Annotated in this window: 23 protein-coding genes; 7 read left to right on the top strand and 16 right to left on the bottom strand. The window is 66.7% G+C overall.

Annotated elements, in window-relative coordinates; genetic code table 11:
* Positions 1-58: 58 nt before the first annotated feature.
* From BKK81_RS19945 to BKK81_RS19935, 3 genes are all read right to left on the bottom strand, one after another.
* Complete coding sequence (locus tag BKK81_RS19945; RefSeq protein WP_071017070.1) at positions 59-1,348, bottom strand: sensor histidine kinase; 1,290 nt, start codon at positions 1,346-1,348, stop codon at positions 59-61.
* On the bottom strand, positions 1,338-2,027 hold the full coding sequence (locus BKK81_RS19940; protein WP_071017068.1) for a response regulator transcription factor: 690 nt from the start codon (positions 2,025-2,027) through the stop codon (positions 1,338-1,340). The genes BKK81_RS19945 and BKK81_RS19940 overlap by 11 nt, the downstream gene beginning before the upstream one ends.
* Before the next feature lie 129 nt (positions 2,028-2,156).
* Positions 2,157-3,140 carry an MBL fold metallo-hydrolase gene (locus BKK81_RS19935; RefSeq protein WP_071017066.1) on the bottom strand — a complete coding sequence of 328 codons (984 nt, stop codon included), beginning with the start codon at positions 3,138-3,140 and terminating at the stop codon, positions 2,157-2,159.
* A gap of 758 nt (positions 3,141-3,898) precedes the next feature.
* Between BKK81_RS19935 and BKK81_RS19930 the strand changes: the two genes are divergently transcribed.
* Positions 3,899-5,293 (top strand): FAD-binding oxidoreductase, encoded by a 1,395-nt coding sequence (locus tag BKK81_RS19930; protein WP_071017064.1) that lies wholly within the window; start codon positions 3,899-3,901, stop codon positions 5,291-5,293.
* A 200-nt stretch (positions 5,294-5,493) separates the two neighbouring features.
* Here BKK81_RS19930 and BKK81_RS19925 read toward each other — a convergent pair whose 3' ends face one another.
* Positions 5,494-5,901, bottom strand: coding sequence for a hypothetical protein (locus tag BKK81_RS19925; RefSeq protein ID WP_071017062.1), 408 nt, complete (start codon positions 5,899-5,901; stop codon positions 5,494-5,496).
* 332 nt (positions 5,902-6,233) lie between these two features.
* On the opposite strand from BKK81_RS19925, the gene BKK81_RS19920 reads away from it, so the two are divergent.
* Positions 6,234-6,647: a VOC family protein gene (locus BKK81_RS19920; protein ID WP_071017060.1), complete on the top strand. Its 414-nt coding sequence runs from the start codon at positions 6,234-6,236 to the stop codon at positions 6,645-6,647.
* Between the two features lie 158 nt (positions 6,648-6,805).
* On the opposite strand, the gene BKK81_RS19915 is transcribed toward BKK81_RS19920, so the two are convergent.
* The 5 genes from BKK81_RS19915 to BKK81_RS19895 all read right to left on the bottom strand — a co-directional run bounded on the left by BKK81_RS19915 (position 6,806) and on the right by BKK81_RS19895 (position 11,432).
* Entirely contained in the window at positions 6,806-7,672 is an 867-nt protein-coding gene (locus BKK81_RS19915) for an alpha/beta fold hydrolase (RefSeq protein WP_071017058.1), read from the bottom strand.
* Positions 7,673-7,779: 107 nt separating this feature from the next.
* Complete coding sequence (gene dmpE, locus BKK81_RS19910) at positions 7,780-8,568, bottom strand: 2-oxopent-4-enoate hydratase (RefSeq protein WP_071017057.1); 789 nt, start codon at positions 8,566-8,568, stop codon at positions 7,780-7,782.
* 65 nt (positions 8,569-8,633) lie between these two features.
* Positions 8,634-9,836 carry an acyl-CoA dehydrogenase family protein gene (locus BKK81_RS19905; protein ID WP_071017055.1) on the bottom strand — a complete coding sequence of 401 codons (1,203 nt, stop codon included), beginning with the start codon at positions 9,834-9,836 and terminating at the stop codon, positions 8,634-8,636.
* 13 nt (positions 9,837-9,849) lie between these two features.
* Positions 9,850-10,389 carry a flavin reductase family protein gene (locus BKK81_RS19900; RefSeq protein ID WP_071017053.1) on the bottom strand — a complete coding sequence of 180 codons (540 nt, stop codon included), beginning with the start codon at positions 10,387-10,389 and terminating at the stop codon, positions 9,850-9,852.
* Positions 10,390-10,532: 143 nt separating this feature from the next.
* The gene (locus BKK81_RS19895; protein WP_071017051.1) at positions 10,533-11,432 is read right to left on the bottom strand and encodes a VOC family protein; all 900 of its coding nucleotides are present in this window, start codon (positions 11,430-11,432) and stop codon (positions 10,533-10,535) included.
* Between the two features lie 332 nt (positions 11,433-11,764).
* Between BKK81_RS19895 and BKK81_RS19890 the strand changes: the two genes are divergently transcribed.
* The 3 genes from BKK81_RS19890 (at position 11,765) to BKK81_RS19880 (ending at position 14,793) form a co-directional block, all read left to right on the top strand.
* Positions 11,765-13,546 (top strand): sigma-54-dependent Fis family transcriptional regulator, encoded by a 1,782-nt coding sequence (locus BKK81_RS19890; protein WP_197524026.1) that lies wholly within the window; start codon positions 11,765-11,767, stop codon positions 13,544-13,546.
* A 219-nt stretch (positions 13,547-13,765) separates the two neighbouring features.
* On the top strand, positions 13,766-14,317 hold the full coding sequence (gene parS / locus BKK81_RS19885; RefSeq protein ID WP_071017048.1) for a type II RES/Xre toxin-antitoxin system antitoxin: 552 nt from the start codon (positions 13,766-13,768) through the stop codon (positions 14,315-14,317).
* The gene (locus BKK81_RS19880) at positions 14,314-14,793 is read left to right on the top strand and encodes an RES family NAD+ phosphorylase (protein WP_071017046.1); all 480 of its coding nucleotides are present in this window, start codon (positions 14,314-14,316) and stop codon (positions 14,791-14,793) included. The genes parS and BKK81_RS19880 overlap by 4 nt, the downstream gene beginning before the upstream one ends.
* Positions 14,794-14,952: 159 nt before the next feature.
* Here the strand turns inward: BKK81_RS19880 and BKK81_RS19875 are convergent, their stop codons facing one another.
* From BKK81_RS19875 to BKK81_RS19865, 3 genes are all read right to left on the bottom strand, one after another.
* A complete protein-coding gene (locus BKK81_RS19875; RefSeq protein WP_071017044.1) occupies positions 14,953-15,594 on the bottom strand; it encodes a hypothetical protein in 642 nt (213 codons plus the stop codon).
* A 44-nt stretch (positions 15,595-15,638) separates the two neighbouring features.
* Positions 15,639-16,505 (bottom strand): hypothetical protein, encoded by an 867-nt coding sequence (locus BKK81_RS19870; RefSeq protein ID WP_071017043.1) that lies wholly within the window; start codon positions 16,503-16,505, stop codon positions 15,639-15,641.
* Between the two features lie 474 nt (positions 16,506-16,979).
* Positions 16,980-17,870, bottom strand: coding sequence for a LysR family transcriptional regulator (locus BKK81_RS19865; RefSeq protein ID WP_071017041.1), 891 nt, complete (start codon positions 17,868-17,870; stop codon positions 16,980-16,982).
* 106 nt (positions 17,871-17,976) lie between these two features.
* Here BKK81_RS19865 and BKK81_RS19860 point away from each other — a divergent pair, with 106 nt between their 5' ends.
* Together BKK81_RS19860 and BKK81_RS19855 are read left to right on the top strand one after the other, a co-directional pair.
* Entirely contained in the window at positions 17,977-18,972 is a 996-nt protein-coding gene (locus BKK81_RS19860) for an aldo/keto reductase (protein ID WP_071017039.1), read from the top strand.
* A gap of 249 nt (positions 18,973-19,221) precedes the next feature.
* Positions 19,222-20,130 (top strand): alpha/beta fold hydrolase, encoded by a 909-nt coding sequence (locus BKK81_RS19855; protein ID WP_071017037.1) that lies wholly within the window; start codon positions 19,222-19,224, stop codon positions 20,128-20,130.
* A gap of 64 nt (positions 20,131-20,194) precedes the next feature.
* Here the strand turns inward: BKK81_RS19855 and BKK81_RS19850 are convergent, their stop codons facing one another.
* The 4 genes from BKK81_RS19850 to BKK81_RS19835 all read right to left on the bottom strand — a co-directional run bounded on the left by BKK81_RS19850 (position 20,195) and on the right by BKK81_RS19835 (position 25,051).
* Positions 20,195-21,328, bottom strand: a complete 1,134-nt coding sequence (locus BKK81_RS19850) for a GGDEF domain-containing protein (RefSeq protein ID WP_071017035.1) — start codon at positions 21,326-21,328, stop codon at positions 20,195-20,197.
* A gap of 70 nt (positions 21,329-21,398) precedes the next feature.
* Complete coding sequence (locus BKK81_RS19845; protein ID WP_071017034.1) at positions 21,399-22,673, bottom strand: anion transporter; 1,275 nt, start codon at positions 22,671-22,673, stop codon at positions 21,399-21,401.
* A 205-nt stretch (positions 22,674-22,878) separates the two neighbouring features.
* Positions 22,879-24,228 carry an MFS transporter gene (locus BKK81_RS19840; RefSeq protein WP_231908180.1) on the bottom strand — a complete coding sequence of 450 codons (1,350 nt, stop codon included), beginning with the start codon at positions 24,226-24,228 and terminating at the stop codon, positions 22,879-22,881.
* Between the two features lie 136 nt (positions 24,229-24,364).
* Positions 24,365-25,051: a hypothetical protein gene (locus BKK81_RS19835; protein ID WP_071017032.1), complete on the bottom strand. Its 687-nt coding sequence runs from the start codon at positions 25,049-25,051 to the stop codon at positions 24,365-24,367.
* Between the last annotated feature and the right edge of the window lie 150 nt (positions 25,052-25,201).

Genomic DNA, 25,201 nt, shown 5'->3' with positions numbered 1-25,201 from the left:
GCGCCGCCGACACGGCGGCACTTGGCCCCATGCTAAGCAAGCGGTTGTGAAGATTCTGTCAAGACGCGTCCGATGCTGGGGTGGGCGCGAAACGAAGTGACGCGCGCGTACCACGGCCGAGTTCGCTGTCCAGTTCGATCGCCCAGCCATACTGGTCGCAGATCCGTTTCACGATCGCCAGTCCAATGCCGCAACCGCTTGCCCGGGCTTCTTCCGGCCCAGCCTGGTAGAGGCGCTCGAACACATGTGGCAAGGCCTGCGGGGAGATGCCCGCGCCGGTATCCTCGAGCGCCAGCCTGCCGTCCTCATAGCTGAAGCGGATGTGGCCCTGTGCCGTATGGCGCACCGCATTGTCGACCAGGTTCGAGAGCACGATGGCAAGGGCTGGACGATTCGCCGTGACATGCTGGCCAGGATCGATGTCGACCATTGCTTCGACATCTTTGGCGGCCAGGCTGTCAGCGAACGGCGCCAGCGCCGTCCGGGCCATGTCCGCCATATTCACAGGTTCCTGGTGCTCGGCCGACGCTTCTCTTGCCAGCATCAGCAGGGCTTCGATCACCTCGCGCATCGTGTCGGCCGCGCGTTCGATCTGCTGCAACCGTACGCGGGACTTGCCGCGGATCGAATCGTCCTGATCGAGCAGTTCGCAGCCGGTCTTGACGATGGTCAGCGGGGTGCGCAGTTCATGGCTGACGTTCCCGGTAAATGACTTCTCGCGCTCCACCATGCTGGACATGCGCTGGTGGTAGGCATTGAACGCGCTCGCCAGTTCGGCCACCTCGGCTTCGTCATACCGGCCGGGGTTGACCGACGCCGCATCGCCAAGGCGGAGCGCCTTGACCTGGCGGGCCAGCCCCCCCACCTGACGCACCAGCAGGCCCGATAGGGCATAAGCAAGCCAGATCGTCAGCAGGGCGAAGACGCCGGTGCCTGCCATGAGGGCGTTGATGACTTGCTTGAAGCGCTGCTCGTAGGCGCCGAAATCGTAGACCCGGTACAAGCGTGCGTTGCCGAACGGGGCGACCGCAACGTGGATTTCCTGGCCGCCGACGAGGATCTCATGCGTGCCGAGCGGAAGATCCTTCACCGCTGCCGGCAACACGACCGGCTGCCGGGCGCCGCCCGACACATAGCCATTCATGTGCCGATCGAAGGGCGGCAGCAGGGCCGGATCGCTGCGGTACGACTGCAGCAGGTTGCCGATGTCCTCCTGGATCAGCGCGTCGATCAGACGCTCCTCCTGTGCCTCCGCCAGCGTCTTGACGCCAAGCGCCTGGGCGATCAGCAGCAGGATCGTCACCGCCGAGAAGGCGAGCGCGACCTTGAAGCGCAGGCTATTCCGCATCGGCACGGCCTGCGACGAACCGGTATCCCAGGCCGTGCACGGTTTCGATGAGGTTCGTTTCGCCGGGGGCGGTCAGCGCACGGCGCAGCGTGTAGACGTGCGCCCGCAGCGTATCGCTGTCGCCAAGTGCTTCGCCCCACACCTGTGTCTCGAGTTCGACCCGGCTGAAGACGCGAGCCGGCGACTGCATCAGGATACGCAACAGCTGCAGGCATTTCGGCGGCAGCTTGAGCTGACGGCCGGCACGCATGACCGTCAACGTGGCCAGATCCAGGCGGACGTCCGCGCAGCACAAGATGCCCTGTGCGACCTGGCCCTTGTAGCGCTTGATCAGCGCGCCCAGGCGCGCGCCGACTTCCTTCAGCGAGAACGGCTTGACCAGGTAGTCGTCGGCGCCATGCGTGAATCCGCTGAGCTTGTCGTCGAGGGTATCCTTGGCGGTCAGCATCAGCACGGGCGTATCCCGGCGCGCTTCCTCGCGCAGCTTGCGGCACAGCGCCAGGCCATCCATGCCGGGCAGCGAGAGGTCGAGCAGGATGGCATCCCACGGCTGCGACAAGGCCAGCTGCAGGCCGGCGAGGCCGTTCGACGCCAGGTCGACTTCGTAGCCTGTGTGTTCGAGATAATCGTAGAGGTTGGCCGCAATGCCGGCGTCATCTTCGATAACGAGTATCCGCATGCCGAGCGCTCCAGTAGTCCAAGCAGACCCGGATTGTGCCACCGCAGGCGGCGCGGGACGCAAGGCGTCGGCCCATGCGCTAAGCCGGCTTCCCGCAAGCAGCCGTCCGCGCACGTCGGCCAGAGAAGGTCAGAACTCCATCAGGTCCTTGGCAACGACCACTTGTCCGGAGAAGGACTTCTTGACCTCGGCCGCATAGCGCTCGTAATCGTCATGCTCGTCGACCGTCGGCAAGAGGTGGGTCAATATCACCGTCCTGACCTTAGCGCGCGCCGCCATTTTCCCGACCTCATCCGGCGTCAGATGCTCCTCGACTTCATGCCGCATGAACGCGGCTTGTTGTTGCGCGGTCATGCTTTGCCAAGTCCCGTTCCGGATCAACACCTGCTTCACGTCTTCGCTGGAGCCGACCTCCGTGACGAGGGTATCGGCATTCCTTGCCAATTCGGTCACCGCGTCGCTGGGACCGGTGTCGCCAGTAAAGACGATGACGCGGTCGGGTGTCTGGAAGCGATAGGCATAGGATTTGTACTTGCCATAATATGGACTGCCCTCCGGGATATGGAAGTGCGTGTTCTCGACAGCGCTTACCTGGATGTTCTTGTCCTGGTAGACCACCCCTGGCGCAACATCATGGCCGACGAAGACATCCTCGAGCGGCGTGCGTCTGCCTTCGGCCCAGCGGATTTCCGCATTCACCGTAAAGTACTGAATGGCGCCTTTCACCAGCGCGACAGTCCCGGGCGGGCCATAGACGGCGATGGGATCGTGGCGCTGAAAATCCCATGCAACCGACATGAGGGTGCCCAACCCCGCAGTGTGGTCATCATGGCCGTGCGTGATGAATACCTGCCCGATCTGGCGGAAACTGGCTCCCGCCTGCGTCAACCGGCGCAGCACGCCATCGCCGGCGTCCACAAGATAGTACGTCCCGTCGACGATCAACAGATTTGACGACTGCGCCCGGTCCCTGGCGGGAATCGGCCCTCCGCGCGTACCTAGCGTGATGAGGTGCGTGCCGGTTCGCGTTTCCGTTACCTCACCGTCTGCCTGCCCTGGAGGGAGGACACCCAAGGCAACGACGCCAGCAAGCAACAGTCGATAGATTCGCATTTTCCATCTCTCCCAAAGACCATGCCTCGGCGTCAATCCGCCCGACGGGAGAATGCGGCATCCCGCATGCCACCTGGGTACCGGGCGCCGATGATCGACATGGCGCTGCGGCGTGAAGCGAAGCCATAAGAGGCGTTTCATTTCTGACGCAGACCCGCCGCAGGGAAGACGACCGGCGCCTGCACGGCGGCGTTGACGAGACGGATCGCCGATGACTGACGGGCGCTGCCGGAAGAACCGAGGTTCGCGGTCGACCCGGAGTCGGGTTGCCGTCGAATTCACGGTTTTGACCAAGCAGAGACAGCCGCCGACGCTGTCTCCCGTGGTTCCGGTCTATTGGCTCGGCGCGGCATGCGCGGTGCGGCAAGCTCGGTGTGACCGCGCATACACCCCTCTCTCCGGGGACGAACGAAACGGAACGAGACGATCAGGTCGCGCGCCTCAGGAAGTCCGTGGCTGTCCCCATTTTCCTGGATTCAAGGTGGAGAGCGGCTGTTGGTCAAGAGGGACGCGGCGATGGACGGTACGGCACACCTCGCGCGCGATCCGGGACGTCGACATGAGGCCGGATCAGCGCTGTAACAGAAGGAGACATTGTGCGCACCGCCCAGATGCCTCGTCGCCGTGCGACCGGCCTGCGGTGCCGGTTGGCTCGTTTCATGCATTGTGACAAGGCTCGGGCAATGCTGGCCAGGGATCCGGGCGGGCTTCCTCCGCCCGGCGGCGTCCGGCCGCTGTATGAAGCAAGGAGGGCTGTTATGCCTGCGATTCCGAATGACCGCGTTGACGCACTGCGTCAGAACCTGCGCGGCGCCGTCCTGACCCCCACCGATGCCGGCTACGACGCCGCGCGCACGATCTGGAACGCCATGTGCGACAAGCGCCCCGCGCTGATGGTGCAGTGCGCCGGCGTGGCCGACGTGGTGGCGGCGGTGAACTTCGCCCGCGACAACGGCCTGCAGTTGGCCGTGCGCGGCGGCGGTCACAACATCGCCGGCAGCGCGCTCTGCGACGACGGACTGGTGATCGACTTCTCGCGCATGCGGTCCGTGCAGATCAACCTTGCCACCCGTCGCGCCTACGTCGAGCCGGGCGCCACCCTGGGCGACTTCGACCACGAGGCGCTGGCGGTCGGCCTGGCCACGCCGCTGGGCATCAACTCCACCACCGGCGTCGCCGGCCTGACGCTGGGCGGCGGCTTCGGCTGGCTCTCGCGCAAGTACGGCATGACCGTCGACAACCTCGTCTCCTGCGACGTGGTGACGGCAGACGGCCAGCGCCTGCTTGCCAATCAAAAGGAACATCCGGACTTGTTCTGGGCACTCCGTGGCGGCGGCGGCAATTTCGGCGTGGTGACACTGTTCGAATTCCGCTTGCACACGGTGGGGCCGGACGTGCTGGCCGGCCTGATCGTCTTCCCCGCCGACGAGGCCAAGTCGGTGCTGCGCAAGTACCGGGCCTTCGTCGACACCATGCCCGATGAGCTGAGCGTCTGGGTGGTGCTGCGCAAGGCGCCACCGCTGCCGTTCCTGCCGTCGTCCGTGCACGGCACCGACATCCTCGCGCTGCCGGTCTTCTACGCCGGCGACCCGGCCCAGGGGCAAGCGCTGCTCGCGCCCGTCCATGCCTTCGGCACGCCGTTGGGCGCCCACGTCGGCGTGATGCCCTACACCGCGTGGCAGAAGATGTTTGACCCGCTCCTCGGCCCCGGGGCGCGCAACTACTGGAAGTCGCACAACTTCGCCACCTTGCCGGATGAGGCCATCGACGCCATGGTCGACTATGCCGCGCGCCTGCCGTCGCCGCTGACCGACATCTTCATCGGCCTGATCGGCGGCCAGGCCAGCCGGGTCGCGCCCGACGCCATGGCCTACCACCACCGCGACGCCCGCTTCGTGATGAACGTGCATGCCCGCTGGGAACGTCCCGACGAAGACCAGGCCTGCATCGCCTGGGCGCGCGACTTCTTCCGTGTCACCGAACCGTTCGCCTCCGGCAGCGTCTACGTCAATTTCCTGACCGAGGAGGAAGGCGGCCGCATCGGCGCGGCCTACGGGCCGAACTACGCGAGGCTCGCGCAGATCAAGCAGACCTACGACCCGCAGAACCTGTTCCGGGCGAACCAGAACATCGCCCCGGCCAGCGGATCCTGAGCACCCGCTTCACCATGACCTGCTGCCGGGGGGAGGACCTCCCGAATGCCGGCGCGTCCGTGGGCCGTTCATCCTGACGCCGTCACTGCCGTCAGGATGGCTCCCGGACGAAAGGCCGTCTTCCCATTCGCTTGGCAGGGCAGGGCAGGCTCCCGCGTCACCTCGCCACCCCGCTCGCCACCGCGGATCGGCGATGCGTCCTAGTCCTGGCCCTCCCGACGATGAGGCAGTACGGTCAGGCCCGAAGTCCCGCTGGAGCCTGACTTGCGCTGGCTCCTGAGCACCCCGTTCTGGTCGAACTCGAACAGGACCGTGGACGACTGGATGTCGTTGCCGGAAAACAGCGGGCCGATGAGCGGAATCAGGCTCTCGGCGTGAGGCTTGGCGGTCGCAAACGAGTAGACCAGCACGGTCGAGCCGTCGCCCAGCGTCGCCTGGGACGTGGGCGTCCCGAGCTGGCCGGTGACGTCATCCAGGGTGGAGAAACCCGGGATGAAGTTCGCCAACTGCTCTGGTTCGACATTGACGCCCGTCGTCGATACGCAAGCCGCCGACAGGCAGGCAAGCATCAGGCCGCACACGATGATTTTTGCGTGAACCCGGTCCATATTGTCAGCGCGTCTGGGCGAAAGGGCGAAAGGGCGAAAGGGCGAAAGGGCGAAAGGGCGAAAGGGCGAAAGGGCGAAAGGGCGAAGGGCGAAGGGCGAAGGGGCGAAAGGGCGTCACCGCCTGGCTGCAGAATGCGCCCGGTACGCCCGCTCCTCAAGGATAGAACGATGCGGCGCGCCGCGTCGAAGCCCGCTACACCGCTGACGCAGGCGGTATCGCGGCGGCTGACGCCGGGGTCCATCTTCCCGTCCGGGACGATGGACCCCTCCCTCACGAAAGCTCGATCTCGTATAGACTCGCGCGAGTTCAACAGGACCCATGGAGAAGAACAATGCACCTGCTTGACCACGTGTCGATCAGCGTTCCCGATATCGAGGTGGCGCGGCCCTTCTACGATGCCGTCATGGATGCCCTGGGCGCGCGCAAGGTCTATGACCGGCCCGCCGCAGTCGGCTACGGCGAGCGCTGCAGCGCGGACGACACGGCATCCACCTTCCTGGCGGTCTATCAGGGTTCCGGTGAGGTCGGCGACAGCAAGCGGCATTGGTGCTTCAAGGCACCTTCGCGCGCGCAGGTGGATGCCTTCTTCCAGGCCGGGCTGTCGGCCGGCGGCCGCTCTGACGGCGAGCCCGGCTTGAGGCCGCACTACCACCGCGATTACTACGCCGCCTTCCTGATCGACCCCGCCGGCAACCGCGTCGAGGCCGTGTGTCATGCGGCGCCGCCGGCGGGCGAGGCCGCATGACCTTCGCGGTCGCCGCTTGATGGCTTGCTGCGCCGGCTGCGCGAGCGGCAGAGCCGGGCGCGATCCCGCCGCGGCGCGCTGACTCCCGGTGTCGGGAAGCAAGGCAGCGTGCCTGACCGTGCCAGCGTCGCTGGCGCGGCCTCAGGCCCGCGCCTTGCTCACTTTGCTGACTCGGCGAGGAAATCCAGCACCAGCCGGTTGAAGTGCTCCGCGTGCTCCCATTGCGCCCAGTGCCCGCAGCGGCTGAAGACGTGCATCTGCGCGTCGGGCAGGCCCCACAGCATGCGCAGGCCGCTGTCGAGCGGGACGAAGCGGTCGTCGCGGCCCCAGGTGATCAGCGTGGGCGCGGTGATTTCCTTCAGGCGGCCGCTCATGTCCGGCAGCCAGTCGGGATTGGCGGCGACGCTGGCGACGAAGTTCTGCAGGTGCTCGCGGTGCGCCATCATGTTCTCGAAGCGGCCCTGGATCAGCTCCTCGGTCAGCGTCGAGGGATCGTAGACGAACACATCCAGCATGCGCCGCAGGTTCTCGATGGTCGGCGAATGGTAGACGCCGTACAGGTGCTTGATGCCTTCCAGCGGCATCGGCTGGAACAGGCTGGGGCCCACGCCGGCGCCGCCCATGATGACCAGCTTGGCCAGGCGTTCGGGGTAGCGCAGCGCGAAGGCCAGCGCATTGCCGCCGCCCATCGAGTTGCCGATCAGGTGCGCGCGCTTGATGTCCAGCACATCCAGCAGGCCCTTCAGCGATCTGGCGTTGAGGTCGGCGCGCGAGCCCTTGTCGCAGACCACCGGATCGCTCTTGTTCCAGCCCGGCGAGTCCGGCAGGATCACGCGGTAGCCGGCGGCGACGAAGGCCTCGACGTTGCGGTGGAAATTGCTCCAGCCGGACGCGCCCGGCCCGGAGCCGTGCAGCATCACGACCGCCTCGCCGGTACCGGCGTCGTTGTAGTGGACGCGCAGGGCGAGGCCGTCTTCCTGGATATCGGCGAACCGGCTGGTGCCGGCTTCGGTCAGTGCAGTCATGTTGTCTCCTTGGCGGAATGGGTGCCGCGCATGGCGTTCGCCAGGGCGCGGCACGGGATGGGATCAGGGGTGCATTCGGGGTGGCGAGGGGTGGCGGGCGTGGCGCGCTAGCCGAAGCGGATGGCGCAGCCGCCCAGGCCGCCCAGGCTTACGCGCATGTGGTCGCCGGCCCGCACGGGCACCATGGCGCCGAGCGCGCCGGCGAGGATGAGCGAGCCCGCGGGCAGGGCTTCGCCGAGGCGCCCGAGGGTATTGGCCAGCCAGGCGACGGCATTGACGGGCGAGCCCAGCGTCGCCACGCCCGCGCCGGTGACGGCGACCTCGCCGTTCTTCTCCAGCACCATGCCGCAGGTGCGCAGGTCGAGCGCGCGCGGATCGGCCAGGCGGTCGCCCAGCACGAAGGCGCCGCAGGAAGCGTTGTCCGCCACCGTGTCCTGGATGCGGATGTTCCAGTCGCGGATGCGCGAGTCGACGATCTCGATGCAGGCCATCACGCCATCGGTGGCGGCGAGCACGTCGGCGGCGGTGAGGCCGGGGCCGGCCAGTTCCTTGCCGAGCACGAAGGCGATCTCGCCCTCCGCGCGCGGCTGCAGGAAGGCTTGCGCGGCAACCTGTCCGCCGTCGTCGCAGACCATGCCATCGAGCAGCTCGCCGAAGTCGGGCTGGCGCACGTCCAGCATGTCCATCACGGCGCGGCTGGTGACGCCGATCTTCTTGCCGACGATCCGTTCGCCGCGCCGTATCCGGTGCGACACCATGCGCCGCTGGATGCGGTAGGCCTCCTCGATCGTCATGTCGGGATGGCGGCCGGTCAGCGGCGGGATGGCGGCACGCTCGCACCAGGCCGCGTGCAGTTCGTCGCCGAGGGCGTCGATGCGCTCGCTCGCGAGAGCCATGGACTTCTCCTTGTTCGGGTTGGGGGAAAGCGGCCCGCGCGACGCGCGCCCCGCGGGCCGGGGCATCACTGCGCGGCGGGCAGGTCGAACATGAAGGGCGGCACGCCCTGGCCCAGCAGGTAGCCGCCGAGCACGCCGGCGGTGTCATCCTCGTTCTGGGTGATGTGGTTGCCGGCCACCAGCATGGCGCGCATCCACAGTTGCGCGGGATTGGTCAGCCAGATGGCGCGCGCGCTGAGCTTCTTCCACAGCATCAGGGAGGCGTCCAGGCAGTCCTTGCCGCAGCGCTGGATTTCCAGGAAGTGGTAGACGCGCGACTCCAGCGGCACCAGCTCGCCCCGGCCGACATAGGCCGAGGCCTCCTGGTAGACCTGCGCCAGCCGCCCCTGCGCGGAGCGCACCAGCAGGGCCGCGTTGCCCAGCTTGTCGCGCACATAGGGGTTCTGCGCGGCGGCGCCGGCGGGGCCGACGATGTTCTGCCGCGGCATCATCTGTTCGATATACAGGTCGACCATGCCGCGTGCGTAGCCGACGATCACCGATGACACGGCCGCGTAGAACACCTGGTTGAACGGATAGAGATAGGGCGTGGCGCGCGCCGACATCCGGTAGTCGACGATGCTGTGCGAGCGGTAGTCCGGCACGAAGGCCTCGCCTCGGATGCGCACGCTCTTGCTGCCGGTGCCGCCCAGGCCGACCACATGCCAGTCGTCGACGATCTCGTAGTCGCTGCGCGAGACCACGAAGGAGCGGTAGTCGCGCCGCTGCCCGGCGTCGTCCAGCCAGAAGGCGCCCAGGATCGCGCCGCCCTCGGCATGGTCGCAGCCGCTGGAGGTTTTCCACTCGCCGCTGACCATCCAGCCGCCCTCGACCGGGCGGCACTTGCCGAACGGCGCATAGGACGAGGCGATCAGGATGTCCGGGTCGCGGGCCCACATATCGTCGCCCGCGCGCGGGTCGAACAGCCCGAACTCCCATTGATGGACGCCCAGGATCATCAGGTTCCAGGCGCTGGAGGGGCAACCGCGGCCCAGCTCCATCAGCACCCGGGAGAAAACGATCGGGTCCATCTCCCAGCCGCCCCAGCGGCGCGGCTGCAGGATCTTGAAGAAGCCCGCCGCGCGGAAGGCGTCGATGGTCTCCTTGGGCACGGTGCGTGCCTGCTCGACTTCGGCGGCCTTGGCGCGCAGCGCCGGGATCATGGCCTGGGCGCGGGCGACCAGTTCGGCGGTGCCCGGTTCCTGCATCAGTTCGTGGATGGCGTTCATGGTGTCTCCTCCTTCATTCGATGGAAATGGCGTGCGCAGCGTGGCGGAATTGCCCGTGCGCGTAGACCAGGGGGGCGGCGTCGCCCGGCCCGACCGCGACGCTCTCCACGTCGCAGAGCAGGATCGAGTGGGTGCCGGCCGGCAGGATCTCGGCGATGCGGCAGCGGAAGCTGGCCAGGGCGCCGAGCAGCGCGGGCACCTGGCCTTCCCAGGCGCCGGCGGCAAAGCGCTCGGTGCCCTGCACGCCCGGCACCATGCCGGCGAAGCGCCTGGCGATGTCCACATCGCCGGCGGACAGCACGTTCACGCACAAGGCGCGCGAGGTCTCGAACGCGGCATGGGCAAACACCCGGCGGTTGACGCAGGCCAGCAGGCGCGGCGGCTCGGCGCACAGGGCGGTGACGGCCGTGGCGGTCAGGCCCACGGGCATCCCGTCCAGCGACGAGGTGAGCACGCAGACGCCAGCGGCCAGGCGCCGCATGCCCTGGCGGAAATCCTCCGGCGACGCGGTTGCATCGGGCACGGGCGGCGGCGCGATGGCGGTATCAGGCATGGTTGGAACTCCTGCTTCGGTGGTGGTGGGGCTGGCGGCCGGGCGCGGGACGAACGCCACCGCTCGCGCCCGGGGCGGCGCAAGTGCTGGTGTTGCTCGCATCGGTGTGCCGGCCTGCGGGCCGGACCGGCCGCGCGGCCCGGCTAGGCGGGGCGGGCCGGCGGCCGGTGGCCCCAGTCGCTGAGCTGGCTGTAGTTCTTCACTTCCCAGGCCTGGCCGTCGATGACGATGCCGCCGTGTCCGTACTCGAGGCCGAAGCCGGAGGGCGTTTCCACGTAGAAGGAGAACATCTGGTCGTTGGGGTGGTGGCCGAGGCCGGCGTGGATGGTCAGGCCCGCGCGCAGGCAGCGGTCATAGGCCATGCCCACGTCGTCCATGTCCTGTACCTGCAGCAGCACGTGGTGCAGGCGCTTCGGGAAGGGCATGAAGGCCGTGGCCAGCGAATGGTGGCGCCCCGTGCGGGTGTGGAAGAAGGTGGCGTCGACGGTGGCGCCGGGGACCGCGTGGGCGTCGCGGATGGTGTCGCTGACCCGCAGGCCGAGCACGTTCTTGTAGAAGTGCAGCGACTGCGCATAGTCGCGCGCCACCGGCAGGATGTGACCCATCCCCAGCCGGCCGGTCTCGAAGCCGGCGCCCTTGAGCAGCGCCGAGCGGAACGGCACCGAGATCGGCGCATAGGTGGGCCCGTAGCAGAATTCGTGTACGAAGCCGTTCGGATCGTCGCAGGCGAACACGCGCTCCACCTGGCGGCTGGCGGCCATCTCCCGGCTGCCTTCGCGCACGTCGATGCCGTCGGCGCGCAGCCGGCCGACGTAGTCCCGCAGCTCGTCTTCCGAATCGAATTGCCAGCCGGCCGCCGCGATGTCGTCGTCCGATCCCTCTTCCAGCAGGATGCGTTGCGCGAACTCATCCATGCGCAGGCCCAGCGCGCCGGGGGCCCGCCGTCCCGTCATCAGGCCCAGCACATTGACGGCGAAGTCCTCCCACCGGCTCAGGCTGCTGACGCGGAACACGACGTAGCCCAGGCTTGAAAGCTCCGACATGATGTCTCCTCCTTGTTGATGTCTCTTGCGTCACGGTTGTCGGCGGGGGCATCCGATGCGGATGCCGGCGGGCGCTGATCGAGCCCTGTTCCCGTGTCGACGGGAAGCCAATACGCAACCCGCGTGCCAGGCGCGCGATGCTGGCGTGCAGCATGGCCGGGGCGCGCTGCGCGGCGGGGAAACGCCGCGGGAACAAGGCTTGCATGTGTGGCATCGCAGCAGGCAATACGGTGCCGCGGCCGCTTGAAATTTCTCCGCCGCTGCAAAAAAATCGCCAGGCCTGCAAAATTTTCGCGCCCGCGCCAGACGGGCCGGCCCGTCCAGGAGACAAGATGCCCACCGCCGACGAACTCATGGCCTTCCCGGATATCGCCCCGGTCCGGGACAAGCTGCGTTTCTATCCCGAACGGGCGCAGATCTACCTGGGCAGGCAGCGCATGGTCATGATGCACAGCGCGGCCATCCATGACTTGCGCAACGAACTGGTCGCCTCGCTCGGCGCCGGCACCGCCCGTACCCTGCTGACCCGCATCGGCTTCTCCTCGGGCACGCGCGATGCCGAGACTGCGCTGCAGCTGCACGCCCCCGACGCGGCCATCTTCGACCTGCTGGCGCGCGGCGGGCAGCTCCATGCCCTGCAAGGCGTGGCACTGGTCAAGATGATCAGCGCCGAACTGGACGTCGCACAGGGGCGCTGCCGCCTGGAGTTCCTGTGGGAGCACTCCTTCGAGCACGAGACCGGCCGGCCGCCGCCTCACACCGGCCCGGCTCCCGCCTGCTGGCTGGAGACGGGCTACGCCAGCGGCTTCCTCAGCGCCTGCATGGGCAAGCTCATCCTGGCGCGCGAGATCGAGTGCCGCGCCACCGGCCACGAGGCCTGCCGGGTGATCGCGCAAGCCGCCGCCGACTGGCCCGATGCCGAAGAAGACCTGCGTTTCCTCAATGCGCCGATCCTGGCGCGCGAGTCCGCCGCCGATGCCCGCCCGGGCGGCGGCCGGCGTGGCATGGCGATGCAGCGGCTGGATCGCCTGGAGCGCGCCAAGCACAAGTCCGACGTGGTCGGCCTGTCGCCGGCGTTCCAGGCGGTGGTGGGCAAGATCAACCGCGTGGCCAAGACCACCGCCACCGTGCTGCTGCTGGGCGAAAGCGGCGTGGGCAAGAGCGCCTTCGCCCGCCTGCTGCACGAACAGAGCGACCGCGCCGAGCACGCCTTCGTGGCCGTCAACTGCGCGGCCATCCCGGAAACGCTGATGGAAGCGGAACTGTTCGGCGTCGAACGCGGCGCCTTCACCGGCGCGGACGCCGCCCGCGCCGGTCGCTTCGAACTGGCCGAGGGCGGCACCCTGTTCCTGGACGAGATCGGCACGCTGCCCCTGATCGCGCAGAGCAAGCTGCTGCGCGTGCTGGAGACCGGCGAATTCGAACGGCTGGGCAGCGGCAGCGCGCGCCACGCCAGTGTCCGCATCATCGCCGCCACCAACGAAGACCTCTGGCAGGCCGTGCGCGCGGGACGCTTCCGCGAAGACCTGTTCTTCCGCCTCTACGTGTTCCCCATCGAGATTCCGCCGCTGCGCGAGCGCAAGGAAGACATCCCGGTACTGCTCGAACACTACCTGGAACGTTTCGCCAAGGCCTACGGACGGCGCATCAACGGACTGACGCCGGAGACCATGTCGATGCTCATGTCATACGCCTGGCCGGGCAATATCCGCGAACTGTCGAACGTGATGGAACGTGCCGTCATCCTCTCCGACGACGATCGGGCGCTGGACCTCGCGCATGTGATCACGCTGCGGGAACTGTCGCGCAGCGCGGCGCCGGCATTGACGCAGGAGGCGCCACAGCCACCCGCAGCGGTGGCGGAGGCGATGACTGAGGCGGTGGCGCCGCTACCGCCACCATCTGCCGCCGTGAGCGACGCGGAACGCCGTCCGGCCGACGCCGGCGCGGCGGTGGGCGACCTGCTGCGCCGCCACAAGCTCACGCTGGCGCAGATGGAAAAGACCATGGTCGACACCGCGGTGGAACTGGCGGCGGGCAACCTGTCGCGGGCTGCGGCCATGCTGGGCATTTCCCGGGGGCAGCTGCGCTATCGGCAGACGCGGCGGGAGTGAGGGCGGGGTTGGGTTGACTGGGGTGCCGTTGCGGGATGCGGAGATTGGCGGGCTTATTGTCCGCAGAATATGCGGTGAATAAGGCGGTATCCGCGACATCCAGAAACTCGCCCGCAAAGGAACGCTCGACGCCACCGCATGACTCGCCTGGTTCCTCGACACCCTTTCGAGCGGGAATTACCATTTGAGCTACAATCAATACTCATTTGGGAGTCCGCGATGCAAACCACCGCCGAAGCCAAGCCACGCCGCACCCCGGCCACGCGCCGCGCGGCCCCCGCGCGCCACGCCGTCAAGCGCGGCACCAAACACAGCGAACTGCACGGCATCGAGGACTTCCGCGCCTTCTATGAAGCCTCGCAATCCACCGCCGGCACCCTGCGCGTGATCGCCCTGATCCGCGCCGGCATCCCCGCCAGCGAGATCGCCGTGCTGGCCGAACGCATGGGGCTGAGCAAGGACACCCTGATGCGCACCCTGCAACTGCCGCGCGCCACCGTCGACCGCAAGGCCAAGGCCGACGAACGGCTGTCGAGCGACCAGAGCGAGCGTGTGATCGGCATGGCCAAGCTGGTGGGCCAGGTCCAGGCGCTGGTTGAACGCTCCGGCCAGCCGGCCGGCTTCAATGCCGCGCAGTGGGTCGCGCACTGGCTCGACCAGCCCGCCCCGGCCCTCGGCGGCGAACGGCCCGCGGACCTGATGGACACCGTCGCCGGCCAGCAGATCGTGGCCGACCTGCTCGCCAAGATGGAAAGCGGGGCCTACGCGTGAGGACGGCCTGGCGCATTGCCACCGACACCCCGACCTACACCGCCGACGACCCCAGCGGCACCGGCGCCAGGATCACCGGCGGCCGCTGGAACCGCAAAGGCACCCCGATGGTGTACGCGGCCTCGTCCATCGCGCTGGCCTGCCTGGAAACGCTGGTGCACATCGGCGCCGGCGGGCTGCCGCTGAACCGCTACCTGGTGCGCATCGATATCCCCGACGACCTCTGGGAAGCCGCCGGCCGCCTCACGGCCGCCACGGCGCCGATCGGCTGGGATGCCGTGCCGGCCGGCAAGGTCAGCCTGGATGCGGGCGAGGATTGGGTGGCCGCCGGCCGCTCCGCGCTGTTGCTGGTGCCTTCGATCGTGGTGCCGGAAGAGTGGAATGTGCTGGTGAATCCGGCGCATGCGGAGGCGGGGCGGCTGGGGTGGGGGAAGGTGAGGCGGTGGGTCTATGACGCGCGGTTTGGCGGGATGTGAGTCGTTGCCCGGCTGCGATATCGAAGGAAGGCGAGGCGCTCACGGTGGGCGCCTCGTTCCTTTTCGGATCGCCGCCAGGCGTTGAATTCAAGGCGTTGTGCCTGACGGCGCCGCCTGCCGGCGCGCAGCATCGGCGCGCCCCCGCGATGACCGGCGCGCTTATCGCGCGCTATCCGTCCTGCCGGCAGCGTTCGTCGCCCCGGCGGAATCCCCGGCCGGTACCGTTTCCAGGGCGCCTGCCGGCGCGGATTGCTGCGCTCCTGGTCCGGCCTTGGTAGCGGCAGCGGCGGCGGCCGTGAAGTCGAGGAATGCCCTGGCCTCCTTGTCACGCTGCGCAAGCCGTTCGATGCGCGCCAGTACCTGCGGGAGCCACTTGGGGCGGTATTCCTCCCGCATGCCGGACAGGTCTTCCGCGCCGAAGTGATGCTTCTCCAGCAGCTTGCCCGCGCTCCGCCAGCGATCGGCCACGCGGAACATGGCCTCGTCTGCCTTGCCGGGGCAGACCTTGCGGTTGATCAGGAAGGCCTGGCCCGCGATCTTGTCCGGGGCGGGCGGGTTGACGGTCTCGATGTCGCCGTACTTCTGCGTTTCCGGCCAATCGCGGGCGAACGGCACCATCAGCCCGAGAAACCTGCACTGGCTGTCATCCCGCCACCATTCCCTGTGCAGGCTGATGGCCGTAGCCGTGTCGAGCGTGTCCTGGTCGGCATGGATGAAATCCGCGTCGGCATAAAGCGTGATATTGGACGCCACTACGCCAACGAGGAATACTCCGTTCAAGATGTTGAGCACATCCAACATGGTCTTCTCCGTATTCGATTGAGCTTGAGGCCGGGGCAGCCGCCTCAGAACACGATCGAGTTGATGTAATGCATGGCGGCGATGGGCTCGACTTCTCCCGGCTTGATGCCGTCCATGGCGGGCAGCAGCTTGTTGTCCGCCTCGGTGGCCGGTTCGATGCGCGGGCGGACGTCTTCCACGCCGAGCATGCCGTCCACCGTGGCGCCCGCGGCCATCACCGCACCGCCGACGCCCGTGCTGAGATGGTTCGTGACCGAGAGGTAGGTCGGCTTCACGCCCATCCCCAGCGTGAAGGCAAGTTCGGTGGCCAGCCGTGCGCCGATCTCGTGAGCGAGTTCGTACGAGCTGACGGACACGCCGACACCGGACTTCTTGCCAAGCGAGACCAGCTTGCCTTCGAGCAGGAACGACACGCCGAATACATCGGCACCGTAGGGGAGCTTGCGCATCAGGAAGGGGCGCGTGTTGTACCAGCGGACCTGGACAATCATCTCGCCGCGTTCCTTGAAGGACCTGCCATTGCCCCGGTAGCCCTTGATGAACTCTGCCACGGCGCGCGCATAGTCCTTGCCCTCGCAGCCCTGGGCGCAGGGCAGAACCTTCAGCTTCGGCAGGTAGCCGACGAACTCCGACGCGTTGCCCGGTGCCTTGCCGCTCTCCGACATGCCGCGCAGCAGGTCCTCGTTGACCACCTGCGGCATGTTTTCGCTGGGGCGGAACAGCGCTGGCTTCAACGCTGCCTTGGCCAGGTAAGCCTGCTTGAGCGGATCCTTTTCGGTGGTCACGCCTTCTGGCAGATTGGCTTCCGCCGTGGCGGGAGCCGCTGCCACATTCACCTCTTTCGGCGCTTCTTGTGCCACTGCGCTCAGGCTCGCCAAGCCCAGCAGCAGGCTGCTTGCATACCGTTTCATCCCTGTGATGTCCTCATCTGCGCCTCGAACGGCGCTATCGTCTTCGACGTGGAACCCGCCGCGCGGCAGAGCTTGCGTGCCTTGGCAGAGTTCCGCTCGTCGCGATTAACGGCGATAGCGCCGGAAGGCTTTAGCGGGATGGAAGAGCGGGGCGCATGCCGGATTCCAGGTCGCCGAATCCGCTGGCGACCTGGCTACGCTACCGCGTCCTGAGCGAGCTCCACCGCGTAGATGCCGCGCTTGGCCACGCATGGGACCGGCGGGTCGATCGCTCGCACATTCGCCAGCTCCCAGCACACGTAGCCGGCACTCCATTGCTTGCCTTGGGCGCGGGCTATCTCGGGCGTCCAATCGTGTACGCCTACGATATCGACCACGGCGAGGGCGATGCCGTTCGGGTCTTCTTGTCCGTCCTGGCGCGGATGGAGCGATGCGTTTCTGCCAGCGGTCCGCGTTCCGTTCGAAAGGACTCTGCTATGCGCGATAGCGAAAGAACTCGATGAAGGCCCGCAACGCCGGTCGCATCTGTCGCCGGGAAGGGTAGTAGATGTGAAAGCCATCGAAGAACGGGCACCAATCCTCCATGACTGCAATCAGGCGACCCTCGCGAACGTCGATCGAGACCGATTCCTCAAAGAGGAAAGCCAATCCAAGACCGTCCAACGCCGCCTGCCGCATCAGGGCCTGCTGTGGAAGGATCAGGTTTCCCTTCACCTCCACACTGATTGCGTGCCCGTCGCGCTCCAATTCCCAACGGTATACGCGTCCGCTCTCGAACCGGCGACGGATGCAGTTGTGTGCCGCAAGGTCGCGGGGATGTGCTGGCTTGGGATGCTTGGCGAAATAGGCCGGCGCGGCGACGATGAGGCCGCGCCGGGGCCCGCCCGCGCGCACGGCAATCATGTCGGCCTCCAGGCTTTCCCCGAGCCTGATGCCGGCGTCGCAACCGCTTTCGACGATATCTTCAAAAATGTCCGAGGCACGGACATCCAGTTCGATCATGGGATAGAGCGCAGTGAACTCCGGCAGGCGGCGCATGACGAGTTCGTCGGCCGCGAAAAGCGGCATGGTGATCCGCAAGGGGCCGGAGGGCGCGGCCGCGCCTTCGACCACTTCTGTCAATCCGGTCTCGATCTCGGCAAGCGGCGCGGTTACCCGGCTGAGCAGACGCGCCCCTTCCTCGGTGGGGCGCGTTGAGCGCGTGGTTCGCGCCAGGAGTCGCAAACCGAGGCTGTCTTCCAGTGTAGAGACCGCATGACTGACTGCCGAGGGCGCGATGCCGAGCCGATCGGCCGCAGCGCGAAAACTGCCCGTCTCGGCCACGGTCACGAAAACCACGAGTTGGGAAAGCTGTGTTCGATCCATTGATCGAAATATTAGATTAAGCCAATCTCTATTACAGCACTTATCATCGTTGTTCGCCTCATTTAACCTGCGTTCATCACAAACCCAATGCAAACAGGAACGCCTTATGGAGCATCGCAAGCTCGGAAAAATTGAGGTCTCGGCCATTGGCCTGGGCTGCATGGGGCTGAGCCAGGCCTATGGTGTGCAAGATGAGGCGGCTTCGATCCGGACGCTACATCGGGCGATCGATCTCGGCGTCACCTCGTTCGATACCGCTGAGGTCTACGGCCCGTACCGCAACGAAATCCTTTTGGGCAAGGCGCTCAAGCCTTATCGCGAGCGGGTGGTCATCGCGACGAAGTTCGGCTTCACCTACAGCCGCGATCGAACCGATTTCGGCGAGATCACGGGAACGGATGGCAGGCCTGAGAACGCCAAGGCTGTAGCCGAGGCCTCGCTGAAGCGGCTTCAGACCGATGTGATCGATCTGTATTACCTGCACCGCGTGGATCCAGCGGTGCCGATAGAGGATAGCGTCGGCGCGATGGCCGATCTCGTGACAGAGGGCAAAGTGCGCATGATCGGCCTTTCCGAAGTCTCTGCCGAGACGCTGCGCCGCGCTCATGCCATCCATCCGATCGCTGCCCTGCAGAGCGAATACTCTCTCTGGACCCGTGATGTCGAAACGAACGGCGTTCTTGAGGTCTGCCGAGAGCTAGGTATCACCTTCGTCCCGTTCAGCCCGTTGGGGCGCGGCTTCCTGACCGGCAAAGTGCCCGCCGCAGCCGAGCTGGAGCCGGGAGATCTCCGACACAGCCTGCCGCGCTTCCAGCCTGGCCACATCGAGGCGAACCGGCGACTGGTCACTGTGATCGAGGAAATCGCAGCGGCAAAGGGGGCAAGCGCTGCGCAAGTCGCCCTCGCCTGGGTGCTGGCACAGGGGAACGATATCGTGCCTATTCCGGGTGCGAAGCGCATCGCGCATCTGGAGCAGAATGCCGCGGCTGTCGATCTCGCTCTGACCGCGGGGGAGTGCGCGCAGTTGGAGGCGACATTTACTCCCGAGAACATCTCGGGTGGCCGGTACCCCGACGTGTTCGAGGCGATGGCGCAGAAATAAGCCACGGTCGAGCGTCGGCGGGCGCACGAGAAGGCCACTTCCAAGGTCGCGGTGAGCCGGTCGGCCAGGGAATCACCCGGCTCCCGCGAGTTTTTCCAAGAGCTCGATGCAGGAGCGGAAGAAATCGTGCTTGCGCCACGCGCGGCTTGCACTACGCTTTAGCAGGTTCGCGCCACGCACTTTCTGCGTCCCCTCCAGAGGGCCGCTTCCTGATCGACCCTGGCCACTGCGCCCCGAGAGAAAAAGACCATGCGAAAACTGTTTGCCGCCGTCGTCCTCTTGCTTGCCATCACCCAGCCTGCGCAAGCCCAGGTGAAGCCGTATCCGCCAGGATTCCGTCACCAGAATATCCAGACCGACGGGGCTACCCTGTTTGTGCGCGTCGGCGGCAGCGGGCCGGCGGTGGTATTGCTGCACGGCTTCGGCGATACCGGCGATATGTGGGCACCCCTGGCCGCCGAATTGGCTCGCACGCATACCGTGGTGGTTCCGGATCTGCGCGGCATGGGACTGTCATCACACCCCGAAGGCGGCTATGACAAGCGCACACAGGCGGCCGACATCCGCTCGGTGCTGACGCAATTGAAAATCGACCAGTCCGACGTGGTCGGCCACGACATCGGCACCATGGTGGCCTATGCCTATGCGGCGCGCTATCCGGACAAGACGACGCGGCTGATCGTGATGGACGCCCCGGTGCCGGGGATTCCGCCGTGGGAACAGATCGTCCGCATGCCCGCCCTCTGGCATTTCTCTTTCGGCGGCCCGGATGCGGAGCGGCTGGTGAAAGGCCGGGAGCGGATCTACCTGGACAGGTTCTGGAATGAATTCGCAGGGGATGCCTCGAAGATCGACGAGGCGACGCGGGTTCACTATGCCCGGATCTATGCGAAGCCGGGCGCCATGCACTCTGCATTCGCGCAATTCCTGTCGATTCCGCAGGACGCCGAGGACAATCAGAAATCGCTGGCCACCAAGCTGCCCATGCCGGTGCTGGCAATCGGCGGTGAGAAGTCCTTTGGCCAGAACGAGGCGATCGTCATGCGCAATGCCGCCAGCAATGTGCAGGAACTGGTGATTCCCGATGCCGGCCATTGGCTGATGGAAGAGCAGCCGCAGGCCACGGTGGGCGCGGTGGTGAAGTTCCTCGCGCCATAGTGCCAGGCCTGGTGTTTCGATGCCACACCGGACGCCACCTTATGTCACCTGACTGCGGCGGGATCTACACGACGCTCGTCTTCACAAGGTTGCGCCCGGCGCCCTTCGCCGCATAACAAGCCGTGTCCGCCGTCTGTATCCAGGCATCCCAGGTGCCGCCTTTCTGGCCGCTCCAGGCCACACCGATACTGACGGTGACACTGATGCGCGCGCCATCGATGACAACCGACATGGTTTCGATTCGATGGCGCAGCCGCTCGGCGACCGCCCTGGCGCCTTGCGCATCGACATTCGGAAGAAAGAGCACGAACTCCTCGCCGCCGAATCGCGCCAGGACATCTCCCTCCCGCAGCGCATCCCGGACCGCTCTGGCAACCGACCCCAGCACATGGTCACCCACAGGATGGCCAAACCTGTCGTTGATCTGCTTGAAGTGATCCACGTCCAGGATCGCCAGAGCGCTGTTTGCCAGCGGTGCTGCGGGAAGGCGCGCGAGGAACCACCGGCGGTTGCCGACGCCGGTCAGCGCATCGGTGTCTGCCGCCAGTTGAAGGCCCGCCTCGCGCCGCTCCCGCACCAGTGTCACCACCAGCAGCGCAATCCAGAAATTGACGAAAATCTGAAGAAAAAAAGCCGTGGCAAAGTCAAATGCCGATGGAATATCGAAAACGATGCAGACGAGGCGCACCGCATAGATCAGCGCACTCACCAGCAGGCACGCAGCCAGCGGACGGCGCGCAGGCAAGGGCTCGTTATGCCGGTCCAGCCATATCTCGACTGCCGAAGCCGCCAGGAATGTCACTGCGGTCAGGTGAAAGACGCTTGCCCGTCGAGCATCGACGAGCGGGAATCCTGAGACGATGCCAAGGACGAACCATGCCGCCGGCACGAGTATGACAATCCAGTAAAGGCTGCGGCGGCGGCCGCTCAGGCGCCGCATGCCGTCCCAGAGCAGCGGATAGGCGACCGTGCCCAGGACCAGGCTCAAATGCGTCCACAGCCAGAGCGGCAATGCGGCACGTTCTCCGAATGCGGCCAGTACTGCACCGATTGCCAAGGTAATCAAGGCAATGGCGAGACGCCCTAAGCCGATGCGCCGGGCGGTACGCTTGCGGCTATGCAGGATTGCCGCAGCGCCTGCCATCAACGAGGTAATGTGCAGGAGAATAATGGTGCCCAGATCCAAAGTCAGGTGCATACGGCCCCTTCGGTTGCCAATACACGAATTATCGAAGAAGCATTTTCCAGGACGATGACCTGCGGCGCGATCAGGAAGTGAGAAAGCTTACCCGTACCGTCAGGTAGAGCGCGGAGATCGCCAGCGTCGCGAGCGTGACTGGAATACCGATCCTGGCATGACGGCGCCAATCGATGCGGACGTTCCGCCTGGCCGCGGCATCCACCACGATGATGTTCGAGATACTGCCGGCGATCAGCAGATTGCCCGACAGCGAACTCACCAGCGCCAGCAGCGGCCCGGCCATCTCGTGATGTGCCAACGGCAGCAGCAACATGACAGCCGGCACGTTGGAGACAAGGTTCGACAGGACAAAGGTTGCCCCGAACAGCGGGGCCAGCTGGTCGAGATGCAGCCCTGCACGCGCGAGATCGCCGATGACTTGTGACGCCACGCCGGACTGTTGAATGGCATGGTTGACGACGAAGAGCGCCATGAACAGGACCAGGAGTTCCCAGTCCACCAGGCCGAGCGTTCGCGTGGAGTGCATCTTCCTGCTCAGGAGCAGCACGCCTGCGCCGATCAGTGCCACTTGCTCGCGCGGCCATGGGCCAACCAGGAAGGCGATCAACAGCACCGCGGCAACCATCAGGCCCTTCGCCGTCTGCCAGCGATCGAGCGGCACGCCGTTGCCGCGATCGGCCGCACCGTCGGCCACACCATCGGACGTTCCCGCCGAGGTGGCGGGCGCCGGCGCGGCCCCCTCCCATCGGCCTCTCACCTGCCAGGTGATCAGCGCCCACGCGGCAAGCAGGCCAAGGCCCACCGGGATCGCCGCCTCGGCGATATAGCCGAAGAACGGCAGGCGCAGGGTCTGTCCGATCAGCATGTTCTGCGGGTTGCCGATCAAGGTGGCCGCGGAGCCGATATTGGCCGAGCAGGCCAGGCCCAGCAGATAGGGCACCGGATCCAGGCGCCGTCGCTGACAGGCTTCGATCAGCACCGGCGTCACGGCCAGGCAAACGATATCGTTGCTGAATACCGCTGATAGTGCCGCGACACCGAGCATCAGCGCCGCGAGCAGACCGGCCGGCCGATAAGACCACGCAGCGAACCGCTGTGTGGCCCAGTCGTAGAAGCCGCCGAGGCGCATCTGCGCGGACACCACCATGAAGGAGAACAGCAAAATGATGGTTGGCAGGTGAATGGAGCCTGCTGCGGCCTCCAGGGGCACTGCGTCAACGCCGATCAAGGCAATCGCGCCAAGCAATGCCACGCCCGTCCGATCCAGTTGAAAGAACGGCAGCCCGCCGAGAATCATCCCCAGGTAGACAAGCAGAAAGATTCCTACGATGGTGGCAGTCATTTGGCAATGCGCATCATGCTTCCGGGGGTAATCGCAGCAGAGGCTATCGCGATTCCAAGACACTGGCAACCGCCCCAGATTCCGTCGGTACGGCGAGGCTGATTGGCAAGCCAGCGCCGCCTGGCAACCCGCCCGAAGCCGGATCCGGCTCGTCGTGCCACCGGCACGCCAAGACGAAGTCTGTCAGTACCACGCTGGACTCCGGTCATGGTGATCCCGATGGGCAAGCCGTCGTTCTTGCGGCTTCGGTTCGCTCCGGCTTTCCCTCGAATGTCCCGATCAGCGCATCCCCGTGCCCGGCGAGCGGAGCGCCTGCCGAGCCGGGCGGATGCATTCGGGAGAGAAGGCCGAAGCGACAGGTCAGTAGTCCGATCGCGGCAACGATGCCCAAGGCGACGAACGCCGCGCTATAGCCGAAGCGATGCGCGATCCAGCCGGCCAGCGCGGGACTCATGGCTGCCCCCGCGCCTTGGATCGCCATCACCGCGCCAAGTCCTGCATTGACGTGTCCAGTACCCCGCAGCAGGCCGGCGACGAGTCCAGGCAAGGCGACGCCCAGCAGGCCCGCGCCGATTCCGTCGAGGACCTGCACCGGAATCAATGCCCATGGCGACTCCCAGCAAGCGGCGACCAGCCCGCGCAAGGGCAGGGCCGACAGGGCGGCAATGATCAGGGCCCGGTATCCGTGCCGGCCGGCGTGCCGTCCGGCCCAAAGCGCCGCGGGAATCATGACCAGCTGCGCCACGATGACGATCGATGCCGTGAAGGCGCTGGGGTCCCCCAGTCCGCGCGTGACGATCGACTGCGCAAACAGGGGCAGCATCGCGGCATTGCCCAGATGGAACAGCAGCATGGTGATCGCGAGCAGGCCCAGCTCGCGCGAATCCGTCAGCACCCGCAGGATGGACGGCGCAGGGCTGCGTCCTTGCTCCGGCTGCCTGGATGCGGGGCCACCGCCACGGGCCCGCTCATGATCGATGTCCTGTGGATGGATCCTCCACAAGCAGGCAAGCGCGGCGCATCCCATCAGGGCCATCAGGGCGAACACGGCTGACAGCCCCCAGCGGTAGCCGGCCAGCCCGGCCAATGCCGCCGCCAGCACGTTGCCGGCATGGTTCCAGGCCTCGTTGATGCCGAGTTGCCGGGACACGTCCCTCTGCTCGACGATGCCCAAGGTGATGCCCATGACGCCGGCACCCATCAACGCGCCGAACGCACCGGACACCACCTGGGAGGCGATGGCGACGCCGAACGACGGCACTCTCCACAGTGCCGCCGTGGCGAGCATGAGCGCGATGGTGCTGCCTGCCAGCAGCGTCCGCTTGCGGCGCGACGTGTCGACCCATGCGCCCATCGGCGTGATCGCCAGCATGCCGGCGACGCCGCCGGCGGCCATCACGTAGCCGATGTCATCGGCGCGCCAGCCATGGCTGGCCAGCAGCACGCCGAGGAAGGGCCCCAGGCCGTCGCGGACGTCGGCCAGGAAGAAATTCAGGCCGGACAGCCAGCTGCGCGAACTGGTGTGCGCCGTGGGGAGGGTTGGTGTTGCCATCATCGGTTCTTAGTTCAGCGGTCCTTTGAGCACGAAGAAGGCGCACAGGCAGATGAAGCCGAAGCCCGATCGGCGGGAACGCTGCGCCGGGCCGGAGCGGGCATCCGCCGCGCCGGCCCGGGACACTGGGGGCTTGTGCTTACGGCACGCGGTCGTAGAGCGGCTGCAGGGCGGACAGGGTGGTGCCCATGCTGACGGCCTCCAGTGAGGTGCCGAACGCATTGCGCGTGCCCAGTCCGGAGGCCGCGAACGGCGCGCCCGCCTGCACGGAAAGGCGCAGGCTCTCAGGCGGGAAGCGCACGATGGTGCCGTCGCTCAGGATGACGCCGTTGGCTTCGCCCCGCGGACCGGTGAGGACGGTCTCGACGCGGCCTTCCGCCTGCAGGGGCTGCAGGCGCTGGGTGCGCAGGTGCGGCGGCAGGACGCGGCCTTCGCCTGCCGGCGGCGGCTGGTCATACACGGTGCGCCCGTTGCCGGCGTGGACGATGGCGTCAGCCCTGACCGTGCCCCGCGCTTCGGCTCGTCCGATGACGCGGACAGTGTCCCCGACCTTGACCGTGGCCGTGAGTGCATCGGCCATATGCGGCGGAAACTTGGCGATCGTTCCGTCGCTCAGGCGCAGTCCGTCGACCTCGCCGTAGGGATTGGTGAGCATCCGCTGGACCTGGCCTTCCACCGCGTACTGGCCGATCAGGCCAGGGGCATCCAGCCGCTGAGGCGGTGCCGGCGGCAGATGGGGGGCGGGGCCGGGCGGCATGGCATGCGCGGGCAGACTGCACAGGCCGAACACAAGCGCCGCGGACATGGCGAGGAAACGCGTAGACATGGAGAAACTCCTTGGGTTGGGATAAACGCCACAAGCTGTGGCGCAAGCACCATGCCAACCAGGAGTTGCAATGAAATCAAGGGTTTGCGCGGAAGCCACGGGACGGACTGTCCGCTGCGGTGACGCCAGGGTGTCACCGCAGCGGACACC

Origin of the sequence: Cupriavidus sp. USMAHM13 (genome assembly GCF_001854285.1) — a bacterium.
In the GTDB taxonomy this organism is placed as follows: domain Bacteria; phylum Pseudomonadota; class Gammaproteobacteria; order Burkholderiales; family Burkholderiaceae; genus Cupriavidus; species Cupriavidus malaysiensis.
The sequence above is the reverse complement of the archived record's forward strand: the minus strand, read 5'-3'. Positions and strand labels throughout refer to the sequence as shown.